Here is an 18,758-nt window from a genome sequence, read left to right on the forward strand (position 1 = left end):
TTTAAATGCGTAGGCTAATTGCTTTTTTTATAGAGGTTAATGGCTATTTTTCTTTTTCCAGATTTTAAAGACGGAATTTCATGCACATACGCTACTTGTATAGTAGCATCTGTACCAATATCATTTTTAAACAAGGCAACTAATTCATCTTCTCTTAAAAAATTGGTAGTTGTGTTTATTTTTATTTGATATTCTTTTTCTGCTGTTTGTATAAATTGTAATTGTTCTACCTCATGAAAATCGTATACGTAAGCATGCATTGTAAATGGGTTTAATGCATCTCCATTTGTTTTGTACAATACATCCATTTTTCTTCCTTCTACGCTTTTTAGCATCGGTAAGGCATCTTTATTATCGTCGTAAAAAGAACCCACATCTCCAGTATCATAACGGATCATGTGTGTAGCTGTATTGTATAAATCTGTAACAACAATACGTCCTATTTCTCCTTTTTTTGCAGGTATATCTTTGTCTAAATCTAGTATTTCTATCTTATAACTTGCCCAGTTTATGGTAAAATAAGTCTGGTTAGGTAGTTGTTGCGCAAGTATACCATTTTCAACATTAGAATATCTAGATACGGTAGGCGCTTTAAAATAATATTCCATTTTAGACTGTACGGTAGGCGATAAGCCCTCTGCAATTGCAATTGTAGATTGTATGTTGCAGTCTAAAGGTTCTGCGTTTACTTTGTCTAAATATTTACAAATAGTCTCAAAGCCAGATGGGTAACCAAGCCAACCTTTAGCAGAGCTGTCTTTTTGTAAATTGACTATTAATTTTTTAATGTAATCGTCGGTTAATTTACTAACATCTAACTGTTCTGTGTTTTGTAAATAAGCCAAAAGTTTGGGTTTTTTGTAGTATGCGGCCCAAAAACGAAGGTATAGTAATTTCTGCCCAATTGTAAAACCAGCTAACTTTGCAAAGTATAGGGTGTCTGCTGTATTTCTTTTTTTCTTTAGAGGAGTTTGGTACACTTTAAAAGGCGCACCTGTAGAACCACTAGTACTCACAGAAATTAATTTTTCTGGTTTTAGGGTTTTAGATGTAATAGCCTTAAAATTAGCCTTTATGGTATTTTTATCTACCACAGGAAAATCTTCTAGGTTTTTAACACCACTATATTCTTTGTAAAATTCAGTAGTAGTTACAGCACTATGCAATAAAGAAGTTAAAGCAGCTCTTTGTTCTTTTAGCTGTTTTTCTTTAGAAGAGCTATAAAAAGACTGAATAGATTTTAAATCTTTTTTTATAACACCTCCTTTAAGAGTATCAAGAGTCCAAAAAGCAAAATTTCTACATTTAGCTGCTATTCCCATAGGTCTATGTACTGATTTTTAGTTGGTTGGTTATTAAAAATTCAAATATCAGCAAATAGTCGTTATCTTTTCTTAAAACTATCAGAAATTACTTAAAATATTACGCTTATTTTTCTAACGAAATGTATTCTTGGTGTAGTTGTTCCCATATGTATGAACGCTCGTAGTTTTTAACCATAATAGCTCTACATGTATTGGGGTTGTATAGTTCTTCTTTATGGTCGTAAAACTGAAGCATTTTAGCATACAGAGCCTCTGCATCTTTTACAGGAATAATAGTACCATTAACACCCTCTTGTATAATTTCGTTACAACCATTTATATCTGTTACAATACTATACAGTTTCATAGCGCCAGCTTGCATAACAACATTTGGGAACCCTTCTCTGTAACTAGGAAACGTTAACGCATCAGAGATTGCAAAATAAGGCCTAACATCTTCTTGCCAACCAATACCTAAAACCGTATCGTTATTGTAAATGTAATCTAAAGACGCTTTGTTAAGGGGGTCTAATTCTGTCTCAAAAGTACCCACCAATAATAATTTTACATTCTTTTTTATAGCCGCTAACTTTTTAAAAGCAAGTATTAGCTCATTAATACCTTTGTCTGCCACCAATCTGCCAACAAACGTAAACACAATATCTTCTGGCGCAAAACCTAATTCTGTTCTTAACTTTAAATTGTCTGCTGCAGTATACAAGTCAGGATTAAAATGATTGGTGTCTATACCGTTAGAACTACCCTTACCAATTACTTTTAGCTTGTCTTTACGTGTAAACTTTTCTTTAATAATAATGTCTTGCAACCCAAAAGAATTAGGGTAAATTTTAGTAGCGCAAGCGTAGGTAATTTTTTCTACAAGATTTAAAATGGTTCTTTTTGTACCCGTAGCTTCTAACAATGGCAAACCAGCAATAGTATGTAATCTGTGTGGTACACCAGCTAATTTAGCAGCTAACATAGCAGCAGTACCAGCTTTTGGCGTGTGACTATGTACTATAAAAGGCTTTTCTTTTTTAAATATTTTGTACAGGCCGTATACAGATTTTACATCTTTTATAGGTGTTATTTTACGGGTTAACTCTACAGCCATAACAGGCACTCCTTCTTGTTTGCGTACATCTTCTAAGGCGCTACCACCACTAGAAACACCAATTACATCATAGTAATTGCTCATGTAATGCAATTGTCCTGTAAGTAGTTTACCCAATGAGTTGGGAATTGTGGTAACACGAATTAGTTTCTTTTTCATAATAATGATTGGCCTTGCAAGATAAAGTTATGATTTTATACGCCTACTATATTTTTACTCTGTGGTAGTTTTGAAATTAACTTTACGCAAAGAAAAGATACAATCATAGATGTTATTGCTATTAGAGGACTTTCGATTAAAGGGTTAATGGGCTCTGTACGGTAAAAAGAGTAAATATATTGAACAACGTTTCTTACTATAATAATATGTACCAAGTATATCCCAAAAGTATATTTGGCTAAATAGTTAATAAAATTATTAAATTTAATATTCGTAGACCCAAAATTTTGAAAGAAGATAAAAATTGCAGTAACTAATAATACGCTAGAAATAGATAAATTATTATTTATAATATTTATTAACTCTCTATTAAATAAATAACAATATAATATAGGTAATATCGCTAGTGTAACTAAACTTGCAATAAGAAGTATTGCCTTTATTTTAGGTAAAATAATAGGGTATTTTCTTAAATATACACCAAGTAGCATATAACCTAAAAAGCCACCAAAATAGTTTAAGATAAAATAATAATTACCATCTATATGATAAAAATCAGGCAAAATAAAACTTATATAAGGTAATAGAATAGTACACAACCAAAGTAGAAGTATAAATTGATATTCCTTTTTTGTAGAAGCTATTATCCACGGGGAAATAACAGGTGCTAACAAATATAAGCCACATATAGTATATATAAACCAATAGACACCAGTAACCGGAGACAAAGGAATTAAAATCAACTTTTTTATAGTTATACCAAGTGTATTTACACCTATTAGATATTGAATTAATAAAATTATTAATGACCAAAATAATACAGGTAAGGCTAGTCTAGAAAATCTTTTTATATAAAACTCCTTCATTTTAATTCTAGTAGGTAATAAAAGAGCTCCAGAAATAGTTAAAAACAATTCAGAACTAGGATTACCTAATAAAGAAATTATAACAGCATAAAAACCGTACGAGTCTTTAGTAGACATTGCAGAATGTGTTAAGATCACTAAAAAACAAGCTAGTACTCTTAAATTGTCTATATAATGTATTCTTTTGCTTTCCATTTATTTTCTATTAAAATTTAAAAAGTTCAAATCTAGTTATAAAAGCTATTTTTATTGTAATTAATCTATTAACTGGTAAATTTTAACGGTAACGGTTATACTAAAACCATAAAAAAGTGAGTTTAATTTAAAGTATATGGCTTGTTCATATACAGATAAATACTACAAATTAGGTAGTTCGTCGATTTTATCACTAAAAATAAGGGTGTAAACGTCTGAAATTAAGTTTGTAGCGTAATTGTTTAAGTTAGTTGTCGATTTTTATGAACATTTAATCGATTATTACGTTAAAATTGTATCTTTAAACCCCAACACTAAAAGTAGTATGTACAAGCAGCCATTAACCCTAGTAAAAGTTTTAGTTTTTAGCTTATTGCTAATAGCGCCAGTAACCTCTTGCACGCAAGAAGATTTGTTAGCTAATGTTATAGCAGAGGCAGAAACACCAGAGCCAGATCCAGAGCCAGATGTTACCCCTGTAGACAATTTAAAAATTAATACAACACCTTGTGACTATACTATAGAGAATTTAGAAGCGGGTACTACTTTGGCTGTAGAATGCCAACTAGATCTTAAAGGTGCTACCATAACCATACCTTCTGGAGTTACTTTAGAATACAAAGGCGGTGAAATTATAAATGGAACGTTAAATTTTGCTAGTGCAGGTAAAATAGATGGTAATTTATTAAACCATAAACTTACGGTTGCAGGTAATGTCAGCTTACTAAGCGAAACTTTTATATTGCACCCTAACCGCTGGGAATTGGTACAAGGAGTAACTACAACACAAATTGCACAAAAAAATAATGATAATTTAGAAGAATTAATGTTCTATACAAAAAGCATTGGTGCAACTACTTTTAGCATAGATAAGTTTGATGCTTATTTTGAAGTTTCTAAAGTTACTAGTACTAAAACTAATGCTAATTTTTATCCAACTAAAGAAAGTGTCAATGTTCCTGGTGACTTTACATTACTAATGTCTGATAATACAGTACTTAGGGTTTTTCCGAATAGTAATTCTGATTATGCTTTATTAGCAGCAAGAGAAGTCAGTAATGTAACTATTAAAGGAGGAATTTTAATAGGAGACAGAGATGAGCATAGTTTTCCCGATGGCGGAAGACATGAAAAAGGACATTTATTGTATTTGCATGCAGCTGTAGACTCAAAGGTAGATGGGGTGACTATGAAATATGCTAATGGTGATGGTATGAAAATAGATGGCATTAATTTCACTTATAATCCAGAATATAAGCCTACTCATAATATTTTGGTTCAAAATTGTTTGTTTGACTCCAATAGAAGGAATAATTTATCAATTACGGATGGTTTTGATATTACTATTGATAATAATACATTTTTAAATGCCGGTGTAGATACAGGCAAATCTGAAGGTGTAACGCCCAAATTTGCTATAGATATTGAAGCAGCAAGAACAAAAGATGAAAATGGCGATTATATTTATTATGAAAAATCGTATGACATTACAATCAGTAACAATATTGAACGTGGTAGTGCAGGAGGAGGCTTTACTGTGCACATAGGCGAGGATGTGTCCATCGAGAATAATGATGTAGAAACTAATATATCTTGGAGTTTTGCTTCAGGTGTAAAAATTATAAATAATTTAGTACAGGCTAAAAGTGAAGAACAAAAATTTGCTATTTTAGGAGGGCGATCAGATAATTCAGTAGGGTCTTTTGACAATGAGATATCAGGTAATAAAATAATAGGTTATGGCATAGGGATTGTCATTCATAATAGAGAAAATTTAGTTTTTGACAATGAAATAGAAAACTGTGGAGTTGGAATATATTTACGGAACTTATCCAATTCTAAAGTGTATTCTAATACAATTTATTCTGATGAAAATTTAAAATCAGAAAATAGCAGGGGTATTTCTGCATTTAGAGCAAATATTAATGATGTTGAAATTTACAAAAACATCATAAATGTTAAAAATGACCCTATGCGCCTTATGGAGGTTAATGATACTGATGAAGGAGAGGATTATGCATTTAACGTTTATGATAATGAATTAAACTCTTCTGTGTTGTCGACCATTTCCAAAAGTTCAGGAATTAATTTCTATGAGAATAATTTTAATATTGGAACAATAATTTATAACAGTTCTAATCTAGATTTTAAAGATAATATTATAACAGCAGAAACTACACATGGATTTGAGTTAAGAGATAATTCTAACAATATATTATTTACAGATAACTCTATAGATGTTAGTGCAAAAAAAGAGTGTATAAAATCTGATACAAGTTCTAGCTTTCAAGAAAAAGATAATTCTTGTCTGTAATATATGTTAAAAATAGATCGATCAATAATAAAAAAGGCTATGATCTCTGTGTATCATAGCCTTTTTTATTATATAAATAGATTAAATAGTCTGGAAAAGGGTATATCTGTTAATGGTAACAAGACAAAAACGACTAAGTAAAATTTAGAGAATTTTGTTATTTTATTATCTTCTATGGACTGTATAAAACCAAGAGCACTTAAAATAATAGCAAAACCTTTTACTGTAGCAATAGGATATGTTGAGAATATAAAAATGATTAAAAACCAATTTCTAAATTGCGCTAATTTATACTTATTAGGCAAGCAAAAAGTTATAGCAATCATACCTTCAATAAAAATTGTCCAATACGATAGAAAAAAACTAGAAGACGATATGCTTACGTTGCTTAGTAAATTAAAAGAATCTTTTGGATTGACTGTATTAATTAAGAGGTCAAGGTTACTCTCATTTGCTTTTAAACTTAATATATCAATATTATTTAAGATAGAAGTAACTCCAAAAAATCTAGGGTCCGTTGTATTTGTAAATTCAAAAAATGAGCCGTTCAGGAATTCAGGAGCTAAAAATTTACCAATAGTAGCAAACAAAAAACACAAACCAATAATAATCTTAGCTTGGTAAGATAACATATAGATTTTATTTTCTTCCTTAGAAAAAAATAGCACTATTGCTACTGCAATAATTGCATAAGCAAATATATGTTTATGATTAGGTACGTATGCTACTAAGTCTAGTATTAAGTAAAAAATGGCAGAAATTAATGCTAATAGTGCCCAATAGTATTTGTTCTGTAAAATATTTTTAAAAAGTAATGGAGGAACAAGAAATACAGGCATAAAAATAGCTAAATAATTATTGTCGTTCATATACATTAATAAAACGATGATTATTAGCTTTAAACTAATTGTTAGTGGCTTCTCATTAAATAAGAGCGCATCTTTTTTATTAAGCGCTGTTAAAAATTTAGTTAGCATAATTAATGTCTTTTAGTTTAATTTCTTTAGTTTTAGCATCAAAATCAACAGTTAAAACTTCAATTTTTGTAATTAAGGCATTATCTATTAAAAGAGAATTTACACTTGTAGGTTTTAATGTAATATTTTCTTTTTCAGGATTAAAAAACCATTTTTTAGATTTAATCTTTTTTGAAATTTCTTTTAGTCTATCATCGCTAGGAAGTATTCTTAAAGCAACATCTTCATCTTCAAACTCAGGGACACTTCTTAAGTTTATAAAATACTTTTTTGAGTTGTAGGTAACTTCAAAACCAGCTACTCTGTATAGCATTTTGTCTATTTTGCCAAACATACGCATACCGCCTCCCATCCAACTATCTAAGCCTTTACTTTGTACTAGGTATATGTTTCTTGCAAAGAAGAATAACATTAAAGCAGGTATCGTTATTTTTAGTAATTTTAATTTCATATCATAAAAATTAAATGAATTGATCCTTTTCTTCTTGAGAAGGTAATCTGCATGTTTCCTTTTTGCCAAAAAAGCGATATCTATTTTTTGCTATAAAATTGTACACTCCATTTCTTATAAAACTAGGTATAACTAATAAAATTTTAGCTAATATTCGGTACCCTGTACTTAAATTAGTATACACTTTTAGTACGGCAGTTGATTGTTTATATAATTTGCCATTTTCATAAAAGAAGATTGTAGATAATGTACTATCTGTAACCTCTACATTAAACGGTTTTAGCAACTCCTTTGTGATGTCTGACTGTAACGAGCTGTAATAAATAATTTTTTTATGATCCTTATGTATTATTTGGTCAATAAAGTTATTGCATAGATTGCATACGCCATCAAAAAAGATAATTTTTTTATTCTCTAAATCTAGTTGTTTCATTATTTAATAAGTTTTATAAGAGGTTGAGAAAACCTGAAAAGAAAAAAGTTTTGTAACATTATACGTCTAAAAATATTTTTCTTTTTGTTAGCTACAGTTTGTTTTATATATAAGATTTTTTTTGCATCAAGGTTCTTTTTGTAATCTAATATTTCTTTGTAGCTGTATTTGTTTTTAAACATCATAAAAAAAGCATTGATGTTTACTAGTGTTAACCTTTCTTTAAAATAACTTGTAACCTCTGGTTTGTTTTCAGTATTATTTTCAAGATAGAAAGTCTTTATATTATCTAAAATTTTAATATAATCATTTAGATATTTTGTTTTCATAGACTTACTTTTATTTCTAGTGATAGAATTATCTGATTGCAAAAACTCAGAACAAATAATATCGGTAGCCATTACTTTGTTGGCGAAAAAATAAGCACGAGTATTAAACTCAAAGTCTTCCCCATATATTTTTTCTAAAAAGACAAGATTATTTGCTTTTATAAAAGATCTTGAATAAAGTTTATTACAAGCAGATCCAGAATATTTAATTGTGTTGTAATAGGTAACGCCTTTAAATATTTTATTATTATTTAGAGCTAAGCTATTTACAACTGTGCCTTCTTTTGTAACTTGGTTAAAACCATATTCTAAAATATCCAGTTTATTTTCTTTAGCAATTTTATAGATGTTTTTTATAGAATTGGGAATAAACCAATCGTCCGCATCTAAAAACAATATATATTCGCCAGAAGCATTTGTAACACCAGTATTTCTAGCTCCGCCAAGGCCTTTATTTTTTTGAGAGACTACTATTATATTAGAATACTGTTTTGCAAGAGCATTAGCTATTTCAAGACTATTATCTGGAGATTCATCATCTACCATAATAATTTCAAAATCAGATTCAGCTATTCCCTGCTCCAAAACACTTTTTATACAATTGTGTAAATAATTAGCAACATTATACATAGGTACAATTACACTGATAATTTTCATATTTTTTTATTTTGAATAGTAGATGTAAAACATAAAGTACGTAAACAGAAAATATAAGAATACTACTCTCCCAATTACAATATGCTGTTTTTTGTAAAATGCTTTTTTTAAGAAAGGATATATAATAACCAAAGCCATTAAAAACCAAGACAAATATGCAAATCTATTAGAAAAGCCAGCTCTTATAATAAGTATCCAAAAGGCATTAGATATGACATAGGTATTAAATATTGCACTGTAAATTTTATCGTTAAAGTTTCTTTTTATGATAAAATACCAACCCGTAAAAACAGCAAAAGAACTATAGAATAAAAAATCAAACCTAAACGCCCCAGAGTTCTCAGAGGTTAAATAACCAGCAAATCTATCATCTCCAAAACCTAAAGAAGCAAACATAGCTTCCCAAAAACCACCTAAAGCTAGTGACATTGGTATGCATAGGACCCAAAATGCAATATACACTTTAGGTTTGTTGTATACCAAGCTAGCTATATAGGCAAGCGTAGGTAACAGTATAGTTTTATGAAAAAGAATGGCAATAAATATTATAATTAACTGCACAATTCTTTTTTTAGGAAAAGAAAGGGCTAATAGAAATATAGAGGTTGCTAAACCATTTCTAATACCATTAGTGCCATAGGTCCAAAAAGAAAACGAAACGATTAACATTAAAAAGGAATAGAACCAGTACTTTTTAAAGTAGACTTTAGAAATTCTATACATAGGGTATATGTATATAACGACACAGGTTAAAAAAAAGATATGCACGTTCATGAAGCTAGCACAAAACTTCATAAAATAGTGGAAGAATAAATCTTTATCTCCTATGATTTCTCCTCCATATGAATAATGATTAAAATGTCTAGAATATGTTAACATATCCGTGAAATATTTGCCGCTTATAGGTCTTAAGCCCATGTAAATAACTAATATAAAACACAATGCGTAGCCAATTGTTCTTATGTATTTTATGTTTTTATCACTGTTAATATCAACTACGTATGAGTGTAATAGCGTAGCTAATACTATAAATAAACAAAGGTTAATATAGTAGGGGTAATAATTCTCTAAAGAAATAAATTCTATCATAAGCTTTTACGATAAATATTGATTAGCTACTCTAACTAAATTAAATTTATTTAATAACTCTTTTTTATTTTCGATTAATTTTTCCTGATGTGTATTAGATTGTAAAACAGCCTCTAAAGCTTTAGCGAATAATCTTTCTTCACTAATAAATTTATCATCCGAAGGAATACCTAATATACCTTTATAAAGGTTGGGTGTAATTATACCTGCTTCTACCGCTATGTTTTCATCAGTACTTGTTGTCTTACTTAGACTCATTAATTCTGCGATGCCTTCTGTGCAATTAGATGAAACTATTGGAGTGTCAAGTGCAATTGCTTCAACTATTACATTTGGAGTGCCTTCATAATGTGAGGATAAAGCTAAAACTTTAGCTTTTATTAAATACTTATAAGGATTTGTTCTTCTTCCTAGAAAGTGAACTTTAGCCTCTAAGCCTAATTCTTTGATTAGTTTTTCTATATGTTTTAAAACAGAATCATCACCATCACCAATAATGATTAAATTTGCGTTTGGTACATTTTTAACGACTATAGAAAAAGACTTAATAAGATGCCAAGGAGATTTTTGAATTGAAAAACGTCCTAAAAATAAAATGCTATTTGTTTTTAAAAGATCATTTTCTTTACTTGAAGTTATTTCTTCTAAAGATTTTTCTTCTATTTCTTTTAAATCATGTGGATTATAAATTACTTTTAATTTTTCAGTAAATTTAAAATCACATTTTTTTAATAAGTCTTCTTTTATTGCATTGCTAATGCAAACGACTTTATCTAATTTATTATAGGTGTATTTGTATCCAAATTTAGTCATTTTACTAAATAAAGAATTGTTACTCAGTTCTACGCTTTTTAATGCGTGTATACTAGCAATCTTATAATCTTTGGTATATGTTAGTGAGCTGAAAAAATTAGCCATATCACCAAAAGAAATAGTATGTGTAACCTTATTTTTCTTTATTATTTTTTTTATTCTAAAAGGTATTGAAAAATAAAATTTCAATCTTTCAGATTTTTTCATATCACTAAAATCTTTTTCAGAAAGAAAAAGCTCATCATCATTAAAGTTGATAATATCATCTTTTAATTTAATTAGCTTTAGAGCTTTAATTTGGTATCCTTCTTTTTTATAAAAATTATAAAACGAGTAGGCTAAACGTTCCATTCCTCCCACGCTGCCATAAGGTATAATTAGTAAAATGCTTTTAGGTTTCATATTTATGATAATCCTTTAAATAAAGTATCCCAAATAGGAATAATATTTTTTGTTAAGTATTTTTCAGATTTTATTCTAGCATTTAACCCCATTTTCTTTCTTAAATCATAGTCCTTAATTAAGGAACATATTTTAGAAGAAAAAGTGCTGATATCACCATTTTTTATTAAAAAGCCATCTTTCTTATCGTCGATTATATCTTTTGGGCCAGATGGACAATCAAAAGAGATACAGGGTACACCATACGCCATAGCTTCTATAAGTACCATGCCAAAACCTTCTGACCTAGATGACATTACATAAATAGATGCTTCTTTATACTTAGTTTCTATATTTTTTACTGGTTGATGAACAAAAACATTTTTCGAAATCCCTAAATGTTCTGCTAGCTTTATATGCTTTTTATCCTCATCAATTTTTCCATATATGTTAAGTATCCAGTCAGGATATTTTTCAAGAACTATTTTCCAACTTTGTAAGAGTCTGTCGTATCCTTTTTGAAAACCATGATTGCCAACTGCTAATACATTTTTATTAGCTAAACTGCTCAATTGTTCCTTTTCAGGGAAAAAAGACAATGGATTAGGAATTACAACCATATTTTGTAAGTTCCACTCTTTAGTATTCCCGTTTGTAAGAACCACAAATGTATCATATTTTGCAGCTCCTATATCCATCAACTTAAACATAATTTTACGTTTAAGTTGATCTAAAACCTTCAGGTTATCTTTTTTAATTTCTATATTTTTTGAAGCGTGTCTCTCATAGACCATAGGGCAAGGTTTGCCAATGATGTAGGGGAGGAGTAATCCTTTTAATCCATCATCACAAACACTAATAACATCAGGATTTATTTTTTTGATAATTTCCTTTATGCCTTTTCTGTAATTTATAAAATACTGTAAAGGGTTGCCTTTTGCAGTAACATCATGATATGTTATCTTTTCACTAAAATCATAAAATAGGGACGTATTTCCTTGGTTTAGAGTAAGAATATGTACGTCATAATTAAGGTTTTCAGTTAAATAACTAGCCTTAATAGATAATACACGTTCTAAACCTCCGGAGCCACAAATTTGATTTGTAATGTATAATAACTTCATGTAAATTATTTAGTAGCGATAAAATTTCTACACTTCTCTTTAAGTGGCTCTGCTAATTTGTGGTGTAATCCTAAATTAGTAACCATAGTATCCTTAGTTATTTTTCCTTGCAAATCAAAATTAGCTTTAAAATCGCCAGTTTTACTATCTACAGTAATGTGGTTAAAAAGCTCTAAAATACCATCGAACCTACAAGAGTCTACAAAGCTATCAAAACTGTTGATAAAAATTACTGGTGTTCCCATAGCCAAACAAGGCAATGCGCAGTGTATTCTAGATGTTATAACTAGTTTTGCTTTAGCATATTTATGTAGTAAATCTTCTGCCATTGCAAACTTTTCTTCATCTGAGTAGGTGTTTGCCTTAGGTTCTTGATTAATAAATGTTGCAGATTCTAATAAGTCATCACTAATAAAGTTACGCAAATGCTTTGCTTTTTTTCCTAATTTGAAAACTTTTCCGTCAAGAACACTTTTTATAGTTCTTTTTAAATCATAAAAAACCTTTTCAGATCTTGGGTAATTGTACAACGGATCTACAATGTAAATATCATCTGTACGTTCACTATCGTCTACTTTGTAGGTATCTAATGTTAGTGTTAAACAACCAGAAAAATAAGCGTCAATCCCTTTTTCTTGGAGTATTTTAGCCGTAAATTTATCTCTACAGCCTATAGGTTCATGCTTTTTTAAATACGCAATTCCTTTTTCACTTAACATATTAGGAGCCGCTGTATTGTTCATGTGAAAAGAAACAAATAATGGATCTATAGGTTCTGAAGGCACCCAATTGGTAGTATTGTGCGTAAACCAACCATTCATAATTACTTTGATATCATCTCCTTTATAATCTGCTAATTCTTCGCGATTGATAAATTCATCAACCTGAGGAATAAATTGTTTAGCCGCAAGACTCTGGATGTTATCTCCAACGTTAAAAAAACGTTTGTTTTCTGCGTAAGTAAATAATCCGTATTTCATTTTTTAAATTTTTTGGTATCTAATTAGTTTGTATATTTTATATAGTAAAGGGTATTTTTTTTGTAAAAGAAATCTGCTTTTTTTCTTCTTTAATACGCTTTCTTGGTTTTTATTTATAATAGCATCTAAGTCTAAGTTTATAAACTTAGTTATAGCTTCTTTTTCTTTAGCCTCGTCTTCTATTACAAAAAATGTGTCTGTTTCTCTTGCCTTATCTTGAATACATGTCCATTGGTATTTAAGTCCTTTTGTCATTACAGCATTATCTCCAAAATTCTTAAATAATAAACTGTAAAAATTAGCGGGTACTATAAAACCATAATCTTTAGGGTCTGCGTTACATAGCATTAAACTAAGTATAGTTCTTTGACATTTGTGACATACATTACAGTTGTAATCAACTCTTTCGTCTGCATAACAAACTCTTAATTTTAATTGCTGATCTATGCTGTTTACAAAATCTACAACATTTTGAGTTTTTTCTGTTCTTCTAAACTCATAACCATTGTGGGTAACTTTACAATTGGCCCATTTCATGTTTTCATCTATGTACGGAGAAGAACCCCAACTATAAGTTACTTCTTTAGTAGCAGATGCAGCTATATTTATATCTGTAATTTTATGCTTGTAGCTTAATGGTGCTATAACCCCAAGTAAAGCCATACCGTGTTGTACGGCTCCCCACCAGCCTAAACCATCTACAAGTAAGTCTACTTTATAAGTGTAAAATTCTCTTAAGTTAGACTCTATATAGAATAATTTATCGTGGTTAATAATTTTTTCTTCAGAATTAAATTTTACAAACTTATTCCATTTTGTTTTATCATTAATTTTAACATCAGCTCCATGAATTGAAATTAAAAAAGGGTCTTTATTGTATACCCTGCTAAAAGAATCATAAGTGTCTAAACCACCACTAAATAAAAGAGATGAATTAGTGCCGTCTATAACAGTATCAACTTTGTTTTTAACGTGTAAGTCGCCTTTAATATCTTTATTTGGGTGAAATTTAATAAACTGTCTTTTTAATTCTTCTAAAGAAGCATAAAAAGTACTGTCAATTTCATCTATAAATACATCAAAACCAACAAACCAAGCAATAGGCATTATATTGGCTAAAAACGGTATAACAGCAATGCTATTTGGAGTGTCGCTAATATTTTGGTCGTATTTGCTATAGTATTTATTATTTAAATTGAAATATTCTTTAATATCATCACTTACGGTATAATCGTAAGTAATAGTATTCTTGTCTTCAATTTTAATAGTATTTAGATACAATTTCATGTTATCATTTTTAAGCATAGAGCGTATATCTATTTTCTTTTTAATAGTTTATTTATTGGCTTTTTAAATAAATCTTTTTCAAAAGGAATTAATCCTAAAGTATACATAAGTGTGCCATATACTACAGTATAAATTATAGCTTTGTATATAAAATTAAACCAATCTTGACCTGGTATTAGGTTTATAAAATAAGCTATACCAAATGCCAATAGTATGGCTATGCTTGTTTTGTTTAAAAGCTGTTTAAAAAAACGAATAATATTTAAGCCTATCTTTTTATGGTAATAAAAATTCATTACATTTTGTACTATAACCCAAGCTGCTACCGAACCAGTAATCATCCCTAGGGCACCATTTTCTTGCGCTAATATGGCACCTAGTATAGTACCTAGTATCATAAAAGAAAGGTATAAAATAGCTTTAAATGCTAATTTACTTTTTGCTTCTAAAATTGAGTTTCCAAAGCCTTGTACTAGCGGTAATGTGTATGCTGCCATTATTAAAATAGCAATTAACCAAGATTCATAACTACCTTCTGGACCTAATGTTTTACCTACCCATAACAAAACAAATTGGTGTCCGAAAAACAAAAATGCCCCAAAAATAAACATAAGAACAATAAAAGAAAGTCTCCCAATCTTTATCATCATATCTGTTAATTCTTCTCCTGTAGCTTTACCTACAGTCATTTGTGTTGCTCTAGGTAAAAATACGCCAGAAATAGCAGTAGAGAAGGCCCCATAATAGGTGCCTAGTGTAATACCAATACCATAAATAGTTAGTACTTCTGGAGGGCTAGTACTTCCTAATACCCAATGCCCAGCTTTCCATTGAAAAATACTTACTAGTGCAAAAACAAAAATCCATCCAGAATAACTAAAAATTTGCTTTACAAATACAAAAGAAAAACTATGTAATTTTATTTTAACCTTCAATTTCTTGAAGACAAAGGTTAAGGTAATGGCAATAATTAGCAGGTTAAATACGGTGTCTAGAATAACAAGCGAAATAGCTTTGCCACCTAAAGTTAATACCGCAACAACAGTAAGAGAACGTGTTATATACCTAATAATGTTTAATGTTTTAGGAAATACAAAAGACTCGTACCCATAGCAAATACCTGTAAAAGCAGCACCCGGCAAGCTAATAGATAGGTTAAAAATTAAAATACCAAATATGGTTTTGGCAATTTTAATTTCTTCCCCGTTCATTTTTGTAAAGTAGGAATCTATAAAGAAATTGTAAAATACAAGACCTATAATTACTATTATCGCAGATATAACAAAGAAAATAAGCATGGTGGTTGCTAAAAAGTTTTCTTCACCCTCTTTATCTTTCTCTGCCCTGTACTTGGCTACAAAACGCACAATGGTGCTATTAAGGCCAAAATCTAATAAAGATATGGTACCAACTAGTGCACCTATGGTAATGTAAATGCCATATTGCGAAGCTCCTATATAGCTAAGAATAAAAGGAGTTAATAAAATGCCCACTACATTTGTTAAAAATATAGTGGCATAATTTAAAAAGGCTCCTTTTTTTAATTGACTCAAAATGGTTTGGTTTTATGTTTACTACTAGTGGTTGCTAGTATTATAGTCTTCCGTGTACTTCTTTTGGGTCTAATATGCCTTTAACATCATACAAAATACCATTTGGCTTAAGTAAAGATTTAAGGTCTAGCTCTAAAAACTCTTTATGTGCAACGGTTAATATAATTGCATCATAAGTACCTTGAGGTAGAGTAGTAGTAGTATCTAAATTGTACTCATGTACTACTTCTGCCGGGTTAGCCCATGGATCGTAAATTGTAACTTGTGTACTATAACTCTCTAGTTGTTGTATAACATCTACAGCGCGTGTGTTACGTACATCTGGGCAGTTTTCTTTAAATGTAATACCCAACACTAAAACATTAGCGTTTTTAATTTTAATATCTGCTTGTAGCATTAGTTTAATAACCTCAGATGCTACATAGCTACCCATACTGTCGTTTAAACGTCTACCTGCTAAAATAATTTCTGGATGATACCCAAATTCTTGTGCTCTTTGTGCCAAATAATAAGGGTCTACACCTATACAGTGACCACCAACCAAACCTGGTTTAAATGGTAAAAAGTTCCATTTTGTACCAGCGGCTTCTAGTACAGCATGTGTATCTATATCCATTAAGTTAAATATTTTAGCCAACTCGTTTACAAAGGCAATATTAATATCTCGTTGCGAGTTCTCTATTACTTTTGCAGCTTCGGCTACTTTTATAGTTGGTGCTAAATGTGTGCCTGCTGTAATAACAGATTTGTATAGCGCATCTACTTTTTCTCCTATTTCTGGTGTAGAACCAGAAGTAACTTTTAATATTTTTTCTACCGTATGTTCCTTATCTCCCGGGTTTATACGTTCTGGAGAATACCCAGCAAAGAAATCTACATTAAATTTTAAACCACTAACTTTTTCTAATACAGGAATACACTCTTCTTCTGTTGCACCTGGGTATACCGTAGATTCGTAAATTACAATATCTCCCTTTTTTAATACCTTACCAACAGTCTCACTAGACTTGTATAAAGGTGTTAAATCTGGTCTGTTATTTTTATCTACAGGTGTAGGTACTGTTATAACATAGTAGTTACAGTCTTTAATGTCTTCTAAATTGTGAGAACAAAACAAACCGGTTTCCATTTGCGCATTTGTACGCAATACACCTTGTAACACAGCATCTTCAACTTCTAAGGTGCTATCTGTTCCAGATTGTAATTCAGCAATTCTACCTTGGTTAATATCAAAACCAATTACAGGATATTTGGTAGCAAACAAGCGAGCTAATGGTAAGCCCACATAGCCTAATCCTATTACAGCAATTTTTAAGGTATTCATAGTGTAGTGTTTATTTCTTAAATTATTTTAAATTTTCCCAGTACCAATCTACAGCTTCTTTTAAGCCATCTTCAATTTTGTATTGTGGATTGTAATTTAATAAGTTTTTAGCTTTGTCTATAGAGGCCAAAGAGTGTGGTACATCTCCTTGTCTTTCTGGACCAAACGTAACTGCTACATCTTTAATTTTAGGGTCAAACTTACTTAGGTATTCTTTTAATAAAGTAGTTAACTCATTTAAGTCTGTACGCTCGCCACAAGCAACATTGTAAACTGTATTTACAGCTTCTTTGTTTGTTGTAGTAATAGCTAAAATATTCATTTGTATTACATTGTCTATATACGTAAAATCTCTAGAAAAAGATCCGTCTCCGTTAATTTTTGGAGACTCGTAATCCATAAACTGCATTACAAACTTAGGAATAACAGCTGCGTAAGCACCTTTAGGATCTTGTTTTCGTCCAAAGACATTAAAATAACGCAAGCCTACAGTTTCTATACCGTATGTTTTAGAAAAAATATCTGCATACAATTCATTCACATATTTTGTTATAGCGTAAGGAGACAACGGTTTCCCTATAACGTCTTCTACCTTAGGTAAGCCTTTAGAATCGCCATACGTAGACGAGCTAGCAGCATAAACAAAACGTTTTACGCCATTATCTCTAGCAGCAACTAACATGTTTAAAAAACCAGATACATTAACAGCATTACTTGTAATAGGATCGTTTATAGATCTAGGAACAGAACCTAAAGCAGCTTGGTGTAAAATATAATCTACGCCTGTAGTTGCTTTTTTACAATCGTCTAAATTACGAATGTCGCCCTCTATTAAAGTAAATTTTGGATTGTTAAAGTGTTGTTCTATGTTTTTCTTGTGTCCTGTAGCAAAGTTATCTAGACAAGTAACTTTGTTGCCATTTTTTAGTAAAGCTTCAATTAAATTAGAACCAATAAAACCGGCACCGCCAGTTACTAAAATATGTAAGTTAGAGTCTAGTTGTAATGTTGTAATATCCATTTATTTTTTTTGAAAATATAATAGTGAATTTGAAAGTGCGAAATAACTGCTTTTTTCTTTAAAATAATTGTATTTCCGATGAATTGCCACTTATTGTAGTTAAACTTTTTGTTCTAGAAATATTTAGCCCCTTTGTTTTGCTAGATGCTCCTTTTTTAGTTTCAAATTAGTTGTTATATTTTATCTTTTTAAGCTTGATAAAAAGTCGTTTTTTAGAATGATTTTTCGTCTAGTTTTTGTTTGATTTTCATCTCAATTTTGTGTTGTTTTTTCATTGATTTATTCTTGTTTTAAAGGGCTGTTTTTACTGCTGTTTTCTAATTTTTATGTAGAGCGATTTAGGCTATTTTAGGATAAAACATATTTTTTTGAACTTGGAAGCTTGTT

Annotated in this window: 16 protein-coding genes; 1 reads left to right on the forward strand and 15 read right to left on the reverse strand. The window is 30.0% G+C overall.

The window, feature by feature from the left end:
• Positions 1-14: 14 nt before the first annotated feature.
• The 3 genes from BT107_RS01170 to BT107_RS01180 form a co-directional block, all read right to left on the reverse strand.
• Positions 15-1,322, reverse strand: a complete 1,308-nt coding sequence (locus BT107_RS01170; protein WP_072301926.1) for a phenylacetate--CoA ligase family protein — start codon at positions 1,320-1,322, stop codon at positions 15-17.
• Positions 1,323-1,428: 106 nt separating this feature from the next.
• On the reverse strand, positions 1,429-2,577 hold the full coding sequence (locus BT107_RS01175) for a glycosyltransferase family 4 protein (protein ID WP_170854682.1): 1,149 nt from the start codon (positions 2,575-2,577) through the stop codon (positions 1,429-1,431).
• Between the two features lie 35 nt (positions 2,578-2,612).
• Positions 2,613-3,638: an acyltransferase gene (locus BT107_RS01180; protein WP_072301928.1), complete on the reverse strand. Its 1,026-nt coding sequence runs from the start codon at positions 3,636-3,638 to the stop codon at positions 2,613-2,615.
• Between the two features lie 325 nt (positions 3,639-3,963).
• Between BT107_RS01180 and BT107_RS01185 the strand changes: the two genes are divergently transcribed.
• Positions 3,964-5,952 carry a right-handed parallel beta-helix repeat-containing protein gene (locus BT107_RS01185; protein ID WP_072301929.1) on the forward strand — a complete coding sequence of 663 codons (1,989 nt, stop codon included), beginning with the start codon at positions 3,964-3,966 and terminating at the stop codon, positions 5,950-5,952.
• A 68-nt stretch (positions 5,953-6,020) separates the two neighbouring features.
• On the opposite strand, the gene BT107_RS01190 is transcribed toward BT107_RS01185, so the two are convergent.
• From BT107_RS01190 to BT107_RS01245, 12 genes are read right to left on the reverse strand one after another with little or no spacing between them, the layout of a single operon-like run.
• Complete coding sequence (locus BT107_RS01190) at positions 6,021-6,929, reverse strand: hypothetical protein (protein ID WP_072301930.1); 909 nt, start codon at positions 6,927-6,929, stop codon at positions 6,021-6,023.
• Positions 6,919-7,380, reverse strand: coding sequence for a hypothetical protein (locus BT107_RS01195; RefSeq protein WP_072301931.1), 462 nt, complete (start codon positions 7,378-7,380; stop codon positions 6,919-6,921). Before BT107_RS01195 ends, BT107_RS01190 begins: the two co-directional genes overlap by 11 nt.
• Positions 7,381-7,390: 10 nt before the next feature.
• Positions 7,391-7,813 carry a thiol-disulfide oxidoreductase DCC family protein gene (locus tag BT107_RS01200; RefSeq protein ID WP_072301932.1) on the reverse strand — a complete coding sequence of 141 codons (423 nt, stop codon included), beginning with the start codon at positions 7,811-7,813 and terminating at the stop codon, positions 7,391-7,393.
• The gene (locus BT107_RS01205; protein WP_072301933.1) at positions 7,813-8,799 is read right to left on the reverse strand and encodes a glycosyltransferase family 2 protein; all 987 of its coding nucleotides are present in this window, start codon (positions 8,797-8,799) and stop codon (positions 7,813-7,815) included. The genes BT107_RS01200 and BT107_RS01205 overlap by 1 nt, the downstream gene beginning before the upstream one ends.
• A 6-nt stretch (positions 8,800-8,805) precedes the next feature.
• The gene (locus BT107_RS01210; protein WP_072301934.1) at positions 8,806-9,888 is read right to left on the reverse strand and encodes an EpsG family protein; all 1,083 of its coding nucleotides are present in this window, start codon (positions 9,886-9,888) and stop codon (positions 8,806-8,808) included.
• 6 nt (positions 9,889-9,894) lie between these two features.
• Positions 9,895-11,103 (reverse strand): glycosyltransferase, encoded by a 1,209-nt coding sequence (locus BT107_RS01215; RefSeq protein WP_072301935.1) that lies wholly within the window; start codon positions 11,101-11,103, stop codon positions 9,895-9,897.
• A gap of 2 nt (positions 11,104-11,105) precedes the next feature.
• A complete protein-coding gene (locus BT107_RS01220) occupies positions 11,106-12,206 on the reverse strand; it encodes a glycosyltransferase family 4 protein (protein WP_072301936.1) in 1,101 nt (366 codons plus the stop codon).
• Between the two features lie 5 nt (positions 12,207-12,211).
• On the reverse strand, positions 12,212-13,186 hold the full coding sequence (locus BT107_RS01225) for a polysaccharide pyruvyl transferase family protein (RefSeq protein WP_072301937.1): 975 nt from the start codon (positions 13,184-13,186) through the stop codon (positions 12,212-12,214).
• Positions 13,187-13,189: 3 nt separating this feature from the next.
• A complete protein-coding gene (locus BT107_RS01230) occupies positions 13,190-14,473 on the reverse strand; it encodes a hypothetical protein (protein ID WP_139254255.1) in 1,284 nt (427 codons plus the stop codon).
• Between the two features lie 29 nt (positions 14,474-14,502).
• Positions 14,503-16,026, reverse strand: coding sequence for a lipopolysaccharide biosynthesis protein (locus BT107_RS01235; protein WP_072301939.1), 1,524 nt, complete (start codon positions 16,024-16,026; stop codon positions 14,503-14,505).
• Between the two features lie 40 nt (positions 16,027-16,066).
• Positions 16,067-17,350, reverse strand: coding sequence for a nucleotide sugar dehydrogenase (locus tag BT107_RS01240; protein WP_072301940.1), 1,284 nt, complete (start codon positions 17,348-17,350; stop codon positions 16,067-16,069).
• Between the two features lie 22 nt (positions 17,351-17,372).
• The gene (locus BT107_RS01245; protein ID WP_072301941.1) at positions 17,373-18,371 is read right to left on the reverse strand and encodes an SDR family oxidoreductase; all 999 of its coding nucleotides are present in this window, start codon (positions 18,369-18,371) and stop codon (positions 17,373-17,375) included.
• Positions 18,372-18,758 lie beyond the last annotated feature (387 nt).

The organism is Cellulophaga fucicola (assembly GCF_900119145.1).
GTDB lineage: Bacteria > Bacteroidota > Bacteroidia > Flavobacteriales > Flavobacteriaceae > Cellulophaga > Cellulophaga fucicola.

Bases quoted from the DNA above. Each gene is read 5' to 3' on its own strand.
- BT107_RS01170 (WP_072301926.1), bottom strand. From the start codon at position 1,322: ATGGGAATAGCAGCTAAATGTAGAAATTTTGCTTTTTGGACTCTTGAT.
- BT107_RS01175 (WP_170854682.1), bottom strand. From the start codon at position 2,577: ATGAAAAAGAAACTAATTCGTGTTACCACAATTCCCAACTCATTGGGT.
- BT107_RS01180 (WP_072301928.1), bottom strand. From the start codon at position 3,638: ATGGAAAGCAAAAGAATACATTATATAGACAATTTAAGAGTACTAGCT.
- BT107_RS01185 (WP_072301929.1), top strand. From the start codon at position 3,964: ATGTACAAGCAGCCATTAACCCTAGTAAAAGTTTTAGTTTTTAGCTTA.
- BT107_RS01190 (WP_072301930.1), bottom strand. From the start codon at position 6,929: ATGCTAACTAAATTTTTAACAGCGCTTAATAAAAAAGATGCGCTCTTA.
- BT107_RS01195 (WP_072301931.1), bottom strand. From the start codon at position 7,380: ATGAAATTAAAATTACTAAAAATAACGATACCTGCTTTAATGTTATTC.
- BT107_RS01200 (WP_072301932.1), bottom strand. From the start codon at position 7,813: ATGAAACAACTAGATTTAGAGAATAAAAAAATTATCTTTTTTGATGGC.
- BT107_RS01205 (WP_072301933.1), bottom strand. From the start codon at position 8,799: ATGAAAATTATCAGTGTAATTGTACCTATGTATAATGTTGCTAATTAT.
- BT107_RS01210 (WP_072301934.1), bottom strand. From the start codon at position 9,888: ATGATAGAATTTATTTCTTTAGAGAATTATTACCCCTACTATATTAAC.
- BT107_RS01215 (WP_072301935.1), bottom strand. From the start codon at position 11,103: ATGAAACCTAAAAGCATTTTACTAATTATACCTTATGGCAGCGTGGGA.
- BT107_RS01220 (WP_072301936.1), bottom strand. From the start codon at position 12,206: ATGAAGTTATTATACATTACAAATCAAATTTGTGGCTCCGGAGGTTTA.
- BT107_RS01225 (WP_072301937.1), bottom strand. From the start codon at position 13,186: ATGAAATACGGATTATTTACTTACGCAGAAAACAAACGTTTTTTTAAC.
- BT107_RS01230 (WP_139254255.1), bottom strand. From the start codon at position 14,473: ATGAAATTGTATCTAAATACTATTAAAATTGAAGACAAGAATACTATT.
- BT107_RS01240 (WP_072301940.1), bottom strand. From the start codon at position 17,350: ATGAATACCTTAAAAATTGCTGTAATAGGATTAGGCTATGTGGGCTTA.
- BT107_RS01245 (WP_072301941.1), bottom strand. From the start codon at position 18,371: ATGGATATTACAACATTACAACTAGACTCTAACTTACATATTTTAGTA.